The sequence below is a fragment of the Mesorhizobium sp. B2-1-3 genome (genome assembly GCF_006442495.1).
GTDB lineage: Bacteria > Pseudomonadota > Alphaproteobacteria > Rhizobiales > Rhizobiaceae > Mesorhizobium.
This window is the reverse complement of the sequence record NZ_VFWL01000012.1, coordinates 121,053-136,227: the sequence shown is the minus strand read 5'-3', so window position 1 is coordinate 136,227 and position 15,175 is coordinate 121,053. Positions and strand designations below refer to the sequence as shown.

Genomic DNA, 15,175 nt, shown 5'->3' with positions numbered 1-15,175 from the left:
ATGAAGTGGGGCGATTTGCCAACGCGTCGTCAAAGGCATATTCTAAACGCCAGCCTGGGCACCACCTCTGTTGCATTGGTGGAGGCATCGAAATGCAAAATCACGCTTACGCGAGCAGGCAGTTCGCCTTGTCGCTTGCACCATTCTTGGCCGCAATCATCTTGACCATCGGTACGCTGTTCGGCGTCTCCTCAGCCGCCAACGCACAGCAAACAACGGCTTCTTCGGAGAAGATCTGGGAAGACTTGAAAGGCGACGTGTTCGGCGACCGAGCTATTCTGGTCGATACCGGCGTGGTCAGGATCGAAGCGCCAAAGCGGGCGCAAGATGCCGCCATCGTGCCTGTCGACATCTATGTTGACCCAGCCAAGGCGCCGGACGGCATCAAATCCGTGACCTTGATCATCGACGCCAATCCTGCGCCGGTGGCGGCAACGTTCCAGATCGGCAAGGACGCCGGGGTGACACATCTGTCGACACGCGTGCGCGTCAACGATTATTCCTATTTGCGTGCCATAGCGGAGACTCAAGGCGGCCAACTCCACATGGCTCAGACCTTCGTCAAGGCGTCAGGCGGCTGCTCCGCCCCTGCGGTCAAGAACCAGGACGAGGCCATGGCGACGATGGGGCAGATGAAGTTGCGCCAGTTCCCACCCCAAGAGACGATGAGCAAGGCAGAGGAGTTGCAGTTGATGATCCGCCACCCGAACAATTCGGGCCTGCAGCGGGATCCGTTGACCCAGTATTTCATTCCCGCGCATTTTGTTCAGAAGCTGTCGATCTCGCAAGCCGGCCGGCCGATCCTCTCGATGGAAGGTGGAATATCGATTTCGGAAGACCCTAATTTCCGATTCGATTTCACGGCGCACGGCAATGGTGAAATCCAGGTCGAAGCGATCGACACGGACGGCAAGGTATTCCGCAATCAGTGGCCGCTGGAGAAAACGGGGCTCTGAAGTCTCGAAATACGCTATGCCGCGCTGCCACGGCGATGGGCACGCTTGATCTTTAGAAGCAACGCACGTCGGCTTCCGACTGCGCACGCTTCAGCTCTGTACGGGCTGCCTTCGCCGGTGCGCTTTCCCGAAACAGCCCCGCGTTTTCCCCCGTTGTCAAAGACATGCTCTTGAAGGTCTCGGCCGTCTCATAGTGGTCGTAGGGCAGGATCGAGGCGATGACGTCGATCGAGCAGGAACAGCTTTCCAGCGCCTGACGCGTCTGGCCGTTCGTTCGCATGCAGCCGAGCACGTAGTCGACAACCGTTACTGTGGGATAGTCTCCCGCAGCACCCGCCGGGTTTGCGATGGCCAGTGTCGCCATGAAGAGCAGCGGCAAGGTCGAAAATCCAACATATCTGATCATGAGAAACCTCCGGTTGGTCCGGGTTCGATGCGCCCGGACGAGATCGGCGTGCCAGTTGGCAACGCGCCGTAAAGCCAGTCAAGCACCCATGGGTTCCGTATACGACCAAAGGAGGAAAGGGCTGTCCACGAGCGATAGCTATGGATGACGACTTGATCACCGGCTCCGCGCCCAGGCTCCCGCGACCGCTTCGTATCTCGCTCAATATCGGAGAACGACGAGACTTTTTACATGCCATCCAAGATGGGCAGCGATAAATATTAGCAAATAACCTCGGTGTATATTAAAATCAAAAGACCGACAGTAAGACTATTTTAGTACGGTTCTCGGTCACCGCGGGAGCGTAAAACACTTCATATTAATCTTGTAGTTCTGTTCATTTCTGTATATTGCAGTGCATCATTTAGAATATTGCGGTGCAACAATGCACTAGGCCTTTTTTGCTTGCCTAGCCTTTTGGGATGACATAGCCTTTCCCTGTTTCCGGCTTCAAGGGCGTCACCGTCATTAGGGAGCGGCGACAGTCTTTCGTAGGCCAAAGTGAGGTGGGCAGTAACGGTGCCCTCTGCACATCTGGCTTAGGTCGTGACACGCTGCCGGAAATATTTCCCCCCCGTGAATCGCTTGGGCGAGCCCTTGTGGGCCTGACAGTCGATTCATCACTGTGAACCCCGGGAGGAATTCGGATGCGTGTACTTACGAAAGCTACGTATATTCTAACCACTGCGGCGTTTCTGTCGCTCGGCGCGGCCTATACGGCGTCGGCCAACGAGGATCTTGCAAAGCTCGCTTCGGATGCGAAGAACTGGGCGATGCAGACGGGTGACTACGCCAACACCCGCTATTCCAAACTCAACCAGATTACTGCGGATAATGTGAAGAACCTGCAGGTCAAATGGACCTTTTCCACCGGCGTGCTGCGCGGGCATGAGGGTGGACCGCTGATCATCGGCGATGTGATGTATGTCCATACGCCCTTCCCAAACAATGTCTTTGCGCTCGACCTCAAGAATGACGGGAAGATCCTCTGGAAATACGAGCCCAAGCAGGATCCGAATGTCATTCCGATCATGTGTTGCGATACGGTCAATCGCGGTGTTGCCTATGGTGACGGCAAGATCATTCTCAATCAGGCCGACACCACGGTCGTCGCCCTCGATGCAAAGACCGGCAAGGTCGTCTGGTCGGTCAAGAATGGCGACATGACCGACGGCGGCAAAGGCGAATCCGGCACGGCTGCCCCCGTCGTGGTCAAGGATAAGGTACTCATCGGCGTGTCCGGCGCCGAATTCGGCGTTCGCGGCTGGCTGGCCGCCTACAATCTGAAAGACGGCAAACTTGCCTGGAAAGCCTATTCGGAAGGTCCCGACGCCGACACCCTGATCGATCCCGAGAAAACCACCCAGCTGGGCAAGCCGGTAGGCAAGGATTCCGGCACCAACACCTGGGAAGGCGAGCAATGGAAGACAGGCGGCGGCACGACATGGGGATGGTATTCCTATGATCCCAAGCTGAACCTGGTCTACTACGGCACCGGCAATCCCTCGACATGGAACCCGGTCCAACGGCCTGGCGACAACCGCTGGTCAATGACGATCATGGCCCGCGATGCCGATACCGGTGTTGCCAAATGGCTCTACCAGATGACCCCGCATGACGAATGGGACTATGACGGCATCAACGAGATGATCCTCGTCGACGGCATGGAGGTCAATGGCGCCAAACACGACGTGCTGGTGCATTTCGATCGTAATGGTTTCGCCTACACCATGGATCGCGCCACCGGCGAGCTTCTCGTCGCCAAGAAATACGATCCAGCGGTGAACTGGGCGACGGAAGTCGTCATGGACCCAAAGAGCGAACAGTATGGTCGCCCGCAGGTCGTGGCGAAATATTCGACCCAGCAGAACGGCGAAGACACCAACTCGACGGGTATTTGCCCGGCGGCGCTTGGAACGAAGGATCAACAGCCAGCTGCCTATTCGCCGAAAACCGGCCTGTTCTATGTTCCGACCAACCATGTCTGCATGGACTATGAGCCGTACAAGGTAAGCTACACCGCCGGTCAGCCTTATGTTGGCGCCACAGTGTCGATGTACCCGGCACCTGGCGGCGACGGCAGCATGGGCAACTTCATTGCCTGGGATGCGGCCAAGGGCGAGATCGTCTGGTCGAAGCCTGAGAAGTTCTCCGTGTGGTCGGGCGCGTTGGCGACAGATGGCGACGTCGTCTTCTACGGCACGCTCGAAGGCTACATCAAGGCGGTCGATAAGGACGGCAAGGAACTTTACAAGTTCAAGACCCCGTCCGGCATCATCGGCAACATCACCACGTACGAGCATGACGGCAAGCAGTACATCGCCGTTCTGTCCGGCGTCGGTGGGTGGGCAGGTATCGGTCTGGCAGGCGGTCTGCTTTCGCCTGACAACGCTGCTGCCTGGCATGGCGCCGTCGATCAGGGCCGTGCGCAAGGCGATCAGTCCGCGGTCGTTGGTACCGCTGGTCTGGGTGCCGTCGGCGGCTACGCGGCACTTGCCGACTATACGACGCTGGGCGGTCAGCTCACCGTCTTCGGTCTCCCGGACTGACGGGCGGGGAACCTTAAGCACGCCTCAGGTCTTGTTGGACCGGAGGTTTGAAAAACGAGAGCCCGGATCATCCGAAACCATGGCCGGGCTCTCGATGCGGTTGCACCCCCGACACACCGATCAATGCCGGCCACGGCAGCAAAACCGTGTCCACGGCAAATGAAGGAAGCGTTTGAATGTCCGTTCGCATTGTAATTTCGGCTTTCGTCCTGGCTCTGCTGCCTCTGGCAAGCTCAGGCGTGGCGTGGGCCGAGGACAGCATGGAAAAAGCCAAGGCGGTGAAGCAAGAAGGCGGCAAGTATTTGGATGCGGATGGAAATCCGACCTACAAGATCGAGAACGGAACCGTCGACTGGTACACGTTCAGCGGCTACCGCCGGTATCACTCCGATTGCCATGTCTGTCACGGACAGGATGCGACAGGTTCGAGCTACGCGCCGGCCCTGGTCAACAGCTTGAAAACCATGGACTACGCCACGTTCCTCTCGATCGTCGCCGAGGGCCGCAAGAATGTCGGCGGCGGCAAGGAAAACGTCATGCCTGCCTTTGGCGACAACAAGAACGTCTATTGCTACCTGGACGATCTCTATGTCTACCTGCGCGCGCGCGCCGATGGTGCGGCGCCACGCGGCAGGCCGCCCAAGCACGAAGACAAGCCGCAGGCGGCGAAGGATGCCGAAGCATCCTGCATGGGCGGATGACATGAACGGCTGCGGTGCATTGAAGCTGCGCGTCGTTCTGCCGATTCTAGGCGCGCTGGCCTTGTTGCCATCGAACGCGCAGGCGCAAGGCGCCGGCCTCGGCGCGGCGGGAGAACTGGTCGATCCCGACATTCTGCGCGTCTGCGCCGATCCTTCGAATATGCCCTTCACCGACAAGAGCGGCGAAGGCTTCGAAAACAAACTTGCCGAACTGGTAGCCGCGAAAACCGGACGGAAGTCCGTCGCCTATACCTGGTTTCCACTTGTCACCGGCTTCGTTCGCAACACGCTGGGGGCCAACCGATGCGACATCATCATGGGCTATGCCCAAGGCGATGAACTGGTGCAGAACACCAACGCCTATTATCGCTCCACCTATGTGCTGGTCTACCCGAAAGGCAACGATATGGAGGGCGTCGAAACGATCGAGGATCCCAAACTCACGGGCAAGACGATCGGGGTTGTCGAGCGCACGCCGCCAACCGCCAACATGGCCGCCAACAAGCTTCTGCGGACCGCCAAGATCTATCCGCTTGCGGTGGATACGCGTGTCACCCCCTCCATGGGGGAGGTCATGATCAAGGACATGCTGGCCCACAAGATCGACGCGGCGGTCCTGTGGGGACCGATGGCAGGCTACTATGCCAAGCAACTTGGAGCCGATGTGGCGATTGTTCCGCTGGTAAAGGAAAAAACCGGCTCGCGCATGTCCTACCGCATCACCATGGGCGTACGTCCGTCCGACCAGGAATGGAAGCGGACGCTCAACCGGGTGATCAGGGAAAACCAGGCGGAGATCAACAGGCTCCTGCTGAGTTACAACGTGCCGCTGATCGACGAACACGACAAACCGATCACCCAATGAAGGGAAGGGAGACTGTTTTTTTGCTGGTCGCTGCGAGCCTTATGGGTCTGGCCGAACCGACGCGGGCTGGCGAGATCGTCGAACCCAACGGGTATCGGATGGACGACTATCGGGCGCCGGTGCCGCCGACGCTGCAAGGCGCCAGGGTGGTGACGACGGCGGAAGCTGAAGCGCTGTGGCGAGCGAAGAAAGCTGTCTTCTTCGACGTGATGCCGAACACGCCCAAGCCGACCAATTTGCCGGCAGGAACGATATGGAGAGACAAGGTTAGAAAGGACATTCCAGGCAGTACATGGCTGGCCAACGTGGGATACGGCGCTATTTCGCAAGAGACCACCAGCTATTTTCGCCAAGGCCTCGAAGCCAAGGCCGGCACGGACAAATCGCGAGCGATTCTGTTCTATTGCATGACGAATTGCTGGATGTCCTGGAATGCCGCTAAACGGGCGATCGAGTGGGGCTACAGTTCGGTAATCTGGTATCCACTCGGCGCTGATGGGTGGGAAGGTGCAAATCTTCCGCTGGAGGTGAAAAAACCATATGAAACGAACAATTGAAGAAAGGTTATGCAATTATTCCAGGTAGTTTTGCTTTTCGATTTTTCAAAACCTACTTTTTCATTTGTCCATTTTGAGACGTGATGGACGAGCCATTGCTTTGGTGCCCTGCAATGGTTGGCTAACAACAGGGATCGGTCCCTACGGACTGGTATAAGAGGAGAAATGTCATGAAGAAGAACTGGAAAAAACCGACCATGTGCCAGGTTGCTGCGGGCATGGAAATTTCTCGGTATCTGCCTGCCGAAATTACTCCCAAGAGGTAGGCCGCAGAGGTGCGTGTCCCTGGCAACAGGGGCACGCATCCCCGCAAGGGTTTTGGCGAAAGGTTTTGACGCGTGTAGGGCGCGCGCGGCACTTTTCAGGGCTGCAAATTGCCTGCTGGTCAGAGAAGCCGCGGGGCGGGCATTTTCATGCGTTTGAGGATCATCGGATCGGCGGCAGGCGGCGGCTTTCCGCAATGGAATTGCAATTATCGTCTCAGTCGTGCGGCCCGCTCCGGGATGGCTGGCGTGCATTCACGAACCCAATCAAGTGTCATCGCCTCGGCGGATGGGGTCGGCTGGGTCCTTTTCAATGCCTCACCCGACATTCGCCAGCAGATCGCGGCAACGCCAGAGTTGCAACCTGCGGGCGACGCGCCGCTGCGCTCGACCCCTATCCGCGCGGTGGTGCTGACCAATGCCGATGTCGATCATATCGCCGGACTGCTCAGCCTGCGCGAGCGGCAGCCTTTCGCCATCTATGCAACGGCGCAGGTTCTGGCGACGCTGGAGGCGAATTCGATTTTCAACGTTCTCGATCCGGCGGTCGTGCCGCGGCGCATCCTGCCGACAGCGAAAGAATTGGTCATCTGCGATGCCGAAGGCCGCGAGACCGGCGTGATGATCGAGAGCTTTCCGGTGCCTGGAAAGATAGCACTCTATCTGGAGGACAAAGACCATCCGGATGCCAATTTCAGCTCCGACGCCGGTGACACGATTGGAGTCCGAATTGCGGGTAACGGCAGCCGCGATTCTGTCTTCTACATCCCAGGCTGCGCGCGCATCGATGCGACGCTGCGCGCGCGCCTTTGCGATGCAGCCTGTCTTCTGTTCGACGGCACTGTCTACACCGACGACGAGATGATCGTCGCCGGCGTCGGTCAGAAAACCGGCGCGCGCATGGGGCATCTGGCGATTTCGGGAGACGCGGGTTCGATCGCCAGCCTGGCCGATGTGAGGCTGGGCCGCCGCGTCTTCGTCCATATCAACAACACCAATCCGATCCTTGACGAGAATTCGGCCGAACACGCGGCGGTCAAGGCGGCAGGCTGGGAAGTCGCAGGCGACGGCATGGAGATGGAATTTTGAACGATTTCCGCGATGCGGCCAAAGGCGGCCTGTCCACGAGCGATCTCGAAGCCGTGCTGAGGCAGGTCGGCGCCGAGCGCTACCACAATCATCATCCCTTCCATCACAGGATGACCAGCGGCGCGCTGTCGAAGGCCGAGATGAAGGCCTGGGCGCTGAACCGTTATTGCTACCAGGCTGTCATCCCGCGCAAGGATGCCATGATCCTCGCACATGCCGAGGATCCGGCGTTTCGCGCCGCCTGGCGCAAACGTATCGAAGACCATGATGGCGAGGACGGCTGGAGCGGCGGTATCGCGCGCTGGCTGCATCTGGCAACCTCGCTCGGTCTGGACGCCGAGGCCGTGAAGAGCGAAAGGCTGGCACTGCCGGCGACACGGTTCGCCGTGGGGGCCTATCTCTCCTTTTGCACCAACCGGACGCTGTTGGAGGCGGTCGCGTCGTCGCTGACCGAGATGTTCTCACCGCTCATCATCGGCGAGCGCGTACCGGCGATGCTGGCCAAATACGATTATATCACCGAGGATACGCTGGCCTATTTCAAGCAACGGCCCGAACAAGCCTCGCGCGACGCCGACTTCGCCCTCACCTACGTGCTCAGCCATGCCGATACGGCGGAACGCCAGCAGCAGGCAATAGATGCGCTGGTGTTCAAATGCGATATACTCTGGGCCATGCTTGATGCGCTTCAACACGCCTATGGCGAGCCGGAAAACATACCGCCCGGCGCCTTCCGCCCCGAGGCAGCCCCATGATGCTGCGCGAAAGAGCCTTGGTGTCGCTGCGATCGATACCCTTCCTGCCGAAGCACGTGCGCATACAGTACGATTCCGTGCGGCAGGCGTTCGCCGTGCTTTCACCGGAGAGAATATTCTGGCCGAACGATATCAGCCTCGACATATTGCGGCGCTGCGACGGACGGTCCACGGTCGGCGAAATCATCGCCGGCCTTGCCACGGATTATGAGGCCGAGGAGGAGGCCGTGGCGGCCGACGTCATCGCCTTCCTGCAAGAGTGGTCGGACAAGCTGCTGGTGAAGCTATGAACACGCCCCTCCTCCCTCCTATCGGCATGCTGGCGGAACTGACACATCGCTGCCCGCTGCAATGTCCTTATTGCTCCAACCCGCTCGAATTGCAGAAGGCCAATCGCGAACTCGACACACAGACCTGGCTCAGCCTGTTCTCGGAGGCCGCCGATCTCGGTGTTCTGCAGGTGCATCTGTCAGGCGGTGAGCCGACGCTGCGCCGCGACCTCGAGCAATTGATCGCCGGACTTTCAGCGCGCGGCGTCTATACAAATCTGATTACCGCGGGCGTCGGCATCGCCGAAGGCCGCATCGAAGCATTTGCCGAAGCCGGGCTCGACCATCTGCAATTGAGCTTTCAGGGCGCACGGCCTGAGACCACCGAACGCATCGGCAACCACAAAGGCAGCCACGACAAGAAGCTGGAGACGGCACGCCGCGCGCGAGCTGCCGGCTTGCCTCTCACCATCAACGCGCCGATCCATCGCCATAACATCGAGGAGGTACCGGAGTTCATCGATCTTGCCCTTTCGCTGGACGCGGAGAGGCTCGAGATCGCCAACGTCCAGTACGCTGGCTGGGCTTTGATCAATCGCGATCAGCTGATGCCCGAGCGTGCAGCAGTCGACCGGCAGGCGGAAATCGTCGCGGAAGCACGCGAGCGGCTGGCCGGCATTATCAACATCGATTTCGTGACACCAGACTATTTCGCCATCTACCCCAAACCGTGCATGGGTGGCTGGGCGCGTGACGCGTTCATGGTGGCGCCTGACGGCACCGTGCTGCCGTGCCATGCCGCGCAGACGATCCCGTCGCTCAGCTTCGAGCGTTTCAAACCACACACCCTCTCCTCGATCTGGGCCGATTCGCCGGCGTTCAATGCCTTCCGCGGCACGGACTGGATGCAGGAACCCTGTCGCGGCTGTGAACGACGCGAGATCGACTGGGGCGGTTGCCGCTGCCAGGCGATGGCGATCGCCGGCGATGCCGCCGCAACGGATCCGGCTTGCGCGAAGTCGCCGATCCACGCGCGCATGGCGATGCTGATCGACGAAGCCAAGCGTACCGCGACAGTTCCTTCGGAGGACGAACCATTCACCTACCGGCGTATCGGCGTCGTGACCGAGCCCGCCTGACAGGTTCTTTCATTCCGCCGTATTCTCGCGCTCGCGCACTGCGTCGGCGAAAGCCAGGGCATCGCGATTGATCCCGACATTGTGCACACGAAAAATCGAAGCACCCTTCAACCGCAGGATGACGCTGGTTGCAGCTGTGCCAACGTCCCGCCCTTCGTCGCTTTCGCCGACCAGGTGATGGGCAAGCCTCTTGCGCGAGGTGCCGACGAGCCATGGAAAACCAAGAGCGCGCAGTTCGCCGAAGCGAGCCATGAGTTCAAGGTTCTCCTCTCCGCTCTTGGCGAAAGCGAAGCCTGGGTCCAGCACGATGCGGTCGTCCGGGATGCCGGCGTTGCGCGCGATCTCCAGCGATCTGTTCAGGAACAGGAACTGGTCGGCGATTACATCGGCCAATTTTTCCCGGTCGCGCCCGGTGTGCATGATGACCAGGCCAGCGCCAGCTTCCGCCGCGACGTGCGCAATGTCGGGTTCGCGCTGCAGGCCGTGTACGTCGTTGACGATATGTGCACCCGCCGCGACCGCGAGACGCGCCGTCTCGGCCCGATAGGTGTCAACCGAAACGATGCAGTCGCCGTCCGACGACAGCGCCTCGATGATCGGGAGGATACGCGATTGTTCCTCAAGCGCCGAAACGCTGCCGGCGCCGGGCCTGGTGGACTCGCCCCCGACATCAATGATCGCCGCGCCCTCGCCGATCATACGCCGTGCCTGTTCGAGTGCCCGCTCCGGCCGATCGAATTCTCCACCGTCGGAAAAACTGTCCGGCGTAACGTTCAAGATCCCCATCAGTAACGATCTCGCACCAAGATCGAGATACCGTCCATGAGCAAGTTGCCAACGGTTCATCGGGCGAGCGCGGCGAGCATCGACGCCACGCCTCCCTGGTGATCGCTCGGACATAGTCTACCGGGTGCATTCTCGCGAGGGATGCTGAGCTCCATGCCACGCAATACCGCAGTTGGTGTCGTGGTCATCGTCATTGTGGAATTCGCGTCGTATTCGATCTTTCGGTCGCCCAGGCTATCATAACCCCACAGTGCGAGAAGCGAATGTTCGGGCGCCGCAGGGTGTGCGAGAGCCGCCGAGGAAGGAACCACGGAGATGGCAATGGCAATTTCGATTTTCGGCTGGTGTCGTCAGTTCGGGCCAGAGATTAACGGAGCCATCGCTGCATAGGCGTCTGCCTCAATGAGTATGGACGGTTTCACTCATGCGCAATATGTATGAGGATTAAGCCTGCCGTGGCGCTCACATTTTTGCCCGCATCGCTAAGGCAAGTAATGCTCGTTCAATGACGCTGCTAACGCCGCCCGCCTAAGTGTCGATATCAGGGGATCTGGTCAATGACCGACAACAAGTCAGACGTTACCAAGGATTGGCAAGCGACGCAGGGCCAGAAGTCCTCCGCCACGCGTCTTCGTCTTTTCGCCGCACTCTCGTGGATCGTCGCCATTGGCGGCGAAATCTACGGGATTATGCTGCTTCGCCAGAACAAATTCGATCAGGCACACCTGCCGCTGATCATCGGCCTTCTGGTCGGCATCGCGATTTTCGCAATCGCCGGCAACTTGCTGTGGAAGGCGGCGAACAGGCATGATCCGGCCCGTGCATCCGACACGGCCAGGTTCTTCTTCCAAAACCAGCTCGGCGCAATCATCACGCTGATTGCCTTTCTCCCGCTGGTTTTCCTCATCCTCACCGACAAAAACATGGACCCGCGGACCAAGAAGGTTGCCGGCGGCGTCGGCGCTGCGCTGGCCGTGCTCGCGACGATCATGGGGATCAGCTTCAAACCCCCGTCGGTCGAACAATACACCCAGGATATGAACGCATGCGCAGCCCAGATCAAGTCGGGGCAGCCCACCACTGCCTGTTCGCCCGACGTCGCCGCTCAGGCGCAGGCGATCGCGACGGACACCGCCGCGGTGGCGGCGGCGACGCGAGACGCGAGCCACCCCGCAGGTCAGGACGTCGTCTACTGGATCGCGCCCGAAAACGGAGCCGCGAAGTCCACCGAGCCGCATGTTTTCCACCTCTGCGCAGGCGTGAGTCCGCTGAAGGACAAGACCGTGAATAGTGGCTCCGTGACGGAAGCCTACGCACAGAACGCCGTCCGCATCACGAAGCAGATCGATATGGAACAGAAGCAGTGCGGGTTCACTGCCACAACCAGCACCAATTGAACCTGCCTGCGCTCGATCGCGTCCAGCCGTTGGTCTTGTCGAGAGAATGGCGCGCAAGCGCAGATTCAGTATCGACTCGCCGGAGCAACGCTATTGGGCATGGCTCAGAGCCCTAGCAGTCCGCATCGCGTTGCTTGCCAACAGTGACGGCCCGATGTCTCGGTCGAGCGTAAAGCGCTCGCAACGCTCGCCGTCGGACTCATCGATGAAGCTCTCGACATGTTTGAATCCAAGCTTCGCAAATATCCGCACCGAGGCAAAATTGCGCGCCGCCGCTTCGCCCGTCACCCGTTCAAGCGCCAGAGTTTCGAAAGCGTAGCGGAGAACTTCGCGCGCCGCCTCGCTGCCCAGTCCGTGCCCCCAATGCGCACGCGCGAGCACAAATCCCAATGCGGCTGCCTTGGCGTCGGTTGCGCCGAAGGACAGGGTTATTGTCCCGATCGCTTCCGAAACTCCTACTTGATCTATGGACCACTGGATCGCCGTACCGTCAGCGAAACGCTGACGCGAACGGGCGAACCATCGCTCGCCCGCGCTTATGTCGTCGGGAACAGGATCGCCGGCAAGAGAGGCGGATTCGACATCCGTCGCGCGCGCAAACCATGCCGGGATATCCCGTTTTCTCGGCGCCCGAAGCACGAGCCTTGGTGTCGTGAGCTTGGGAAATCGGACAGTTTCCATCGAAGCATTTTCCACCTGAGGCGGCGCCAATGATAGCCGGAAAGCGGCAATCATAAGCAGCCGGCAAGCCCCCCGGAAAGCCGTCGGCAAGGCAGGCCGTCAACCCGCCAGGCGTCGGTCGCGCGATATGGACAGTCCCGCGAGAAGCGGAGCGTACGCGGCGAGCCTGCGGGATACGAATTCCGTGAAGAGCCGCACGCGCTTCGTCTTGCGTGTCTCCCCCTGCGTGAGAAGCCAGAGCGTTCCGTACATGTGCAGGTCGGTACCCGGCACCCTCACCAGCAGGGGGTCGGCATCTCCGACGAAGCACGGCAGTGTCGTGATCCCGAGCCCTTGCCGTACCGCAACGATCTGTGCCTCGGCGTCCGTGGTCCTGAATGGAACCTCCGTGGTGCGAACCTCGCCCTCGCGAGCCCAGTCCGGAATTCCATGAATGCTTATGACGATCCACCGGACGGGATCGGGCGCGCCCGCATGCCAGGCGGCGAGTCGATCGCGGGACATATAGACGCCGCCGAACAACTCTGGCCCCTTCAGGCCGTGAAGATTGAGCGGCAGGGTTTTGCGGTCATAGACGACGCGGATCGCCACGTCGGCCTCTCGGTTGGTCAGATTTGCCAGCTCCCCGGACGACAAGACGTCCATCTCGATGTCCGGATGCAGACGCGCGAACTCGGCGAAATCAGGCATGAGCAGGTGTGTCGCAAGGGTCGGAGCCAATGTCACCCGCAGAAGCCCGCGCACGCTCTGGTCGCGCCCGAAGACGCGTGTCTCCAACTGGTGCGACGACGCTTCCATCTGGTTCGCGAGCTCGAGCACCTCCTCGCCCGCAGCCGTCAGGCGGTAGCCCGAAGGCAGCTTTTCGAACATCTGCGCCCCAAGGCGTTCCTCGAGCTGTCCAACGCGTCGCAGCACGGTCGAGTGGTTCACACCGAGGCGCTCGCCGGCGGCCCGCACCGAGCCTCCGCGCGCCACGGCCAGAAAATAGCGAACATCATCCCAGTCGATCATGGCGCGATCCCGCACCGCGCGGTGCGCTTTCCAAAGCCCGTATCCAACGCAGTCGTACAGCAGTGTGGGCAGTTATCATAGCTTATGTCGACGAGCGCGGCCCAATTCCGAACGACGGACACCAATTCGTCGCGGCTGGCGGCAGTCGTCCGACCGGATCGATTTTGCACCACCGATGTGCGCACTTCCGCACTCAAAGCCTGACCCCTGCAGACTTATTTCCAGGCTCTCGGGGTTCTTCCCGAACGATCAAAGGCAGAGCCTGGAAGGAAAAGTCATGGGAAAGCTAAACGGGAAGGTTGCAGTCATCACCGGCGGCGCTACCGGCATCGGCCGCGCCGCGGCAAAGCGCTTCATCGAGGAGGGCGCCTTCGTCTTCATCTTCGGCCGCCGGCAGGAAACGCTCGACGCGGCTCTGGCCGAGCTCGGGCCAAATGCCCGCGCGGTGACGGGCTCGGTCTCGGATGAGGCCGACCTCGACCGACTCTACGCGACGGTGAAGGCCGAGCGCGGAACCCTCGACATTGTCTTCGCCAATGCCGGGGCGGGAAGCCAGCTTGCGCTCGGCGAGATCACCGCCGAGCACATCGACGAAACCTTCGACACCAATGTGAAGGGTACGATCTTCACTGTCCAGAAGGCGCTGCCGCTGATGGGCCAAGGCGGTTCGATAATCCTGACCGGATCGAGCGCCGGCACCACGGGCGCCCCGGCAATGAGCGCCTACAGCGCGAGCAAGGCGGCAGTGCGCAACCTCGCGCGGACCTGGGCGGAGGACCTGAAGGGCACCGGCATCCGGGTCAACGTGCTGTCGCCCGGGGCGACCGCGACCGAACTCGCGAAAGAAGCGCTGGGCGAGGAGGGCCAGAAGGTCTTCGCCGCGATGACACCGCTCCAGCGAATGGCTGATCCGGCGGAGATCGGGGCCGTCGCCGCCTTTCTCGCGTCGTCGGACAGCAGCTTCATGACCGCCAGCGAGGTCGCCGTCGACGGCGGCCTTGCGCAACTCTGAGGCGCCACGCCCGGCCGGCACTCCATTCAATTAACCAGCGCCGTTGAGGGCCGGGAATCGACATCAACACGGATCGGAGAAGTATTATGAGCTATGCAATTGTAGGATTCGGCAAGATAGGCCAGGCCCTCGCCCAGGCCTTCGCCCGTAAGAAAATCAAGGTGGCCGTCGCGAGCCGCCGGCCGCCCGAGGCATTGGCGCCGCAGGCTCGGGCGATTGGACCCACGGTCATTGCCAAGTCGCTGCGGGATGCGCTCGAGGCCGACACAATCATCTTGGCGGTCCCGTTCTGGGAGCATCGCGAGGTCGCGAAAGCCCTGCCGAACTGGGAAGGCAAGACGGTCATCGACGCGATGAACACTTTTGGAGTTCTCCCCGAAGAGCTGGACGGTCTGCCGTCCTCCGCCTTCGTCGCGAAGGCGTTCACCGGCGCCAAGCTCGTCAAAGGGTTCAATCACCTGGCTGCGGCCACCCTGGCTGCCGATCCGATCGTCGAGGGCGGCCACCGGGTCGTCTTTCTGTCTGGTGACGACGAGGACGCGACCGCCGCCGTGGCGGCCTTGGCCAAACAACTCGGGTTCGCACCCGTCAAGCTGGGAAAGCTCGACGAGGGTGGCGCGCTTGTGCACGCACGCGGCCGCACCTGGGGCCACCTCATCTTCCAAGATTTGTTCAAGAAGGAGCAGTAGTCAATCTACAA

16 protein-coding genes are annotated in these 15,175 nt (G+C 60.5%); 12 read left to right on the top strand and 4 right to left on the bottom strand.

Annotated elements, in window-relative coordinates; all coding sequences use genetic code 11:
* Window positions 1–5 precede the first annotated feature (5 nt).
* Window positions 6–956: a quinoprotein dehydrogenase-associated SoxYZ-like carrier gene (locus FJ973_RS20345; RefSeq protein WP_224655931.1), complete on the top strand. Its 951-nt coding sequence runs from the start codon at window positions 6–8 to the stop codon at window positions 954–956.
* A 52-nt stretch (window positions 957–1,008) separates the two neighbouring features.
* Here FJ973_RS20345 and FJ973_RS20340 read toward each other — a convergent pair whose 3' ends face one another.
* Entirely contained in the window at window positions 1,009–1,362 is a 354-nt protein-coding gene (locus FJ973_RS20340; protein ID WP_140557410.1) for a hypothetical protein, read from the bottom strand.
* A gap of 686 nt (window positions 1,363–2,048) precedes the next feature.
* On the opposite strand from FJ973_RS20340, the gene FJ973_RS20335 reads away from it, so the two are divergent.
* From FJ973_RS20335 to pqqE, 8 genes are all read left to right on the top strand, one after another.
* Window positions 2,049–3,950, top strand: coding sequence for a methanol/ethanol family PQQ-dependent dehydrogenase (locus FJ973_RS20335; protein ID WP_140498243.1), 1,902 nt, complete (start codon window positions 2,049–2,051; stop codon window positions 3,948–3,950).
* 176 nt (window positions 3,951–4,126) lie between these two features.
* Complete coding sequence (locus FJ973_RS20330; protein WP_140515133.1) at window positions 4,127–4,651, top strand: c-type cytochrome, methanol metabolism-related; 525 nt, start codon at window positions 4,127–4,129, stop codon at window positions 4,649–4,651.
* A complete protein-coding gene (locus tag FJ973_RS20325; protein WP_140515132.1) occupies window positions 4,623–5,516 on the top strand; it encodes a substrate-binding domain-containing protein in 894 nt (297 codons plus the stop codon). Before FJ973_RS20330 ends, FJ973_RS20325 begins: the two co-directional genes overlap by 29 nt.
* Window positions 5,513–6,073, top strand: coding sequence for a PQQ-dependent catabolism-associated CXXCW motif protein (locus FJ973_RS20320; protein ID WP_140557408.1), 561 nt, complete (start codon window positions 5,513–5,515; stop codon window positions 6,071–6,073). The genes FJ973_RS20325 and FJ973_RS20320 overlap by 4 nt, the downstream gene beginning before the upstream one ends.
* A gap of 413 nt (window positions 6,074–6,486) precedes the next feature.
* A complete protein-coding gene (gene pqqB, locus FJ973_RS20310; protein WP_140557406.1) occupies window positions 6,487–7,425 on the top strand; it encodes a pyrroloquinoline quinone biosynthesis protein PqqB in 939 nt (312 codons plus the stop codon).
* A complete protein-coding gene (gene pqqC / locus FJ973_RS20305) occupies window positions 7,422–8,180 on the top strand; it encodes a pyrroloquinoline-quinone synthase PqqC (RefSeq protein WP_140557404.1) in 759 nt (252 codons plus the stop codon). The genes pqqB and pqqC overlap by 4 nt, the downstream gene beginning before the upstream one ends.
* Window positions 8,180–8,470, top strand: a complete 291-nt coding sequence (pqqD, locus tag FJ973_RS20300) for a pyrroloquinoline quinone biosynthesis peptide chaperone PqqD (protein WP_224680292.1) — start codon at window positions 8,180–8,182, stop codon at window positions 8,468–8,470. The genes pqqC and pqqD overlap by 1 nt, the downstream gene beginning before the upstream one ends.
* Window positions 8,467–9,588, top strand: coding sequence for a pyrroloquinoline quinone biosynthesis protein PqqE (pqqE, locus tag FJ973_RS20295; protein ID WP_140557402.1), 1,122 nt, complete (start codon window positions 8,467–8,469; stop codon window positions 9,586–9,588). Before pqqD ends, pqqE begins: the two co-directional genes overlap by 4 nt.
* 9 nt (window positions 9,589–9,597) lie before the next feature.
* On the opposite strand, the gene folP is transcribed toward pqqE, so the two are convergent.
* A complete protein-coding gene (folP, locus tag FJ973_RS20290; RefSeq protein ID WP_246675713.1) occupies window positions 9,598–10,374 on the bottom strand; it encodes a dihydropteroate synthase in 777 nt (258 codons plus the stop codon).
* A 557-nt stretch (window positions 10,375–10,931) separates the two neighbouring features.
* On the opposite strand from folP, the gene FJ973_RS20285 reads away from it, so the two are divergent.
* Entirely contained in the window at window positions 10,932–11,771 is an 840-nt protein-coding gene (locus tag FJ973_RS20285) for a hypothetical protein (RefSeq protein WP_140557399.1), read from the top strand.
* 90 nt (window positions 11,772–11,861) lie between these two features.
* Here the strand turns inward: FJ973_RS20285 and FJ973_RS20280 are convergent, their stop codons facing one another.
* Together FJ973_RS20280 and FJ973_RS20275 are read right to left on the bottom strand one after the other, a co-directional pair.
* Window positions 11,862–12,452, bottom strand: coding sequence for a GNAT family N-acetyltransferase (locus FJ973_RS20280; RefSeq protein ID WP_140557397.1), 591 nt, complete (start codon window positions 12,450–12,452; stop codon window positions 11,862–11,864).
* A 99-nt stretch (window positions 12,453–12,551) separates the two neighbouring features.
* Complete coding sequence (locus tag FJ973_RS20275; protein WP_140557395.1) at window positions 12,552–13,463, bottom strand: LysR family transcriptional regulator; 912 nt, start codon at window positions 13,461–13,463, stop codon at window positions 12,552–12,554.
* Between the two features lie 277 nt (window positions 13,464–13,740).
* Here FJ973_RS20275 and FJ973_RS20270 point away from each other — a divergent pair, with 277 nt between their 5' ends.
* Together FJ973_RS20270 and FJ973_RS20265 are read left to right on the top strand one after the other, a co-directional pair.
* On the top strand, window positions 13,741–14,475 hold the full coding sequence (locus tag FJ973_RS20270; protein WP_140498268.1) for an SDR family oxidoreductase: 735 nt from the start codon (window positions 13,741–13,743) through the stop codon (window positions 14,473–14,475).
* Between the two features lie 86 nt (window positions 14,476–14,561).
* The gene (locus tag FJ973_RS20265; RefSeq protein WP_140557393.1) at window positions 14,562–15,164 is read left to right on the top strand and encodes an NAD(P)-binding domain-containing protein; all 603 of its coding nucleotides are present in this window, start codon (window positions 14,562–14,564) and stop codon (window positions 15,162–15,164) included.
* Window positions 15,165–15,175 lie beyond the last annotated feature (11 nt).

What these genes read in the sequence shown, in the direction of transcription:
- FJ973_RS20340 (WP_140557410.1), bottom strand. Translation starts at nt 1,362, where the DNA reads ATGATCAGATATGTTGGATTTTCGACCTTGCCGCTGCTCTTCATGGCG.
- FJ973_RS20335 (WP_140498243.1), top strand. Translation starts at nt 2,049, where the DNA reads ATGCGTGTACTTACGAAAGCTACGTATATTCTAACCACTGCGGCGTTT.
- FJ973_RS20330 (WP_140515133.1), top strand. Translation starts at nt 4,127, where the DNA reads ATGTCCGTTCGCATTGTAATTTCGGCTTTCGTCCTGGCTCTGCTGCCT.
- FJ973_RS20325 (WP_140515132.1), top strand. Translation starts at nt 4,623, where the DNA reads ATGCCGAAGCATCCTGCATGGGCGGATGACATGAACGGCTGCGGTGCA.
- FJ973_RS20320 (WP_140557408.1), top strand. Translation starts at nt 5,513, where the DNA reads ATGAAGGGAAGGGAGACTGTTTTTTTGCTGGTCGCTGCGAGCCTTATG.
- pqqB (WP_140557406.1), top strand. Translation starts at nt 6,487, where the DNA reads ATGCGTTTGAGGATCATCGGATCGGCGGCAGGCGGCGGCTTTCCGCAA.
- pqqD (WP_224680292.1), top strand. Translation starts at nt 8,180, where the DNA reads ATGCTGCGCGAAAGAGCCTTGGTGTCGCTGCGATCGATACCCTTCCTG.
- pqqE (WP_140557402.1), top strand. Translation starts at nt 8,467, where the DNA reads ATGAACACGCCCCTCCTCCCTCCTATCGGCATGCTGGCGGAACTGACA.
- folP (WP_246675713.1), bottom strand. Translation starts at nt 10,374, where the DNA reads ATGGGGATCTTGAACGTTACGCCGGACAGTTTTTCCGACGGTGGAGAA.
- FJ973_RS20285 (WP_140557399.1), top strand. Translation starts at nt 10,932, where the DNA reads ATGACCGACAACAAGTCAGACGTTACCAAGGATTGGCAAGCGACGCAG.
- FJ973_RS20280 (WP_140557397.1), bottom strand. Translation starts at nt 12,452, where the DNA reads ATGGAAACTGTCCGATTTCCCAAGCTCACGACACCAAGGCTCGTGCTT.
- FJ973_RS20275 (WP_140557395.1), bottom strand. Translation starts at nt 13,463, where the DNA reads ATGATCGACTGGGATGATGTTCGCTATTTTCTGGCCGTGGCGCGCGGA.
- FJ973_RS20270 (WP_140498268.1), top strand. Translation starts at nt 13,741, where the DNA reads ATGGGAAAGCTAAACGGGAAGGTTGCAGTCATCACCGGCGGCGCTACC.
- FJ973_RS20265 (WP_140557393.1), top strand. Translation starts at nt 14,562, where the DNA reads ATGAGCTATGCAATTGTAGGATTCGGCAAGATAGGCCAGGCCCTCGCC.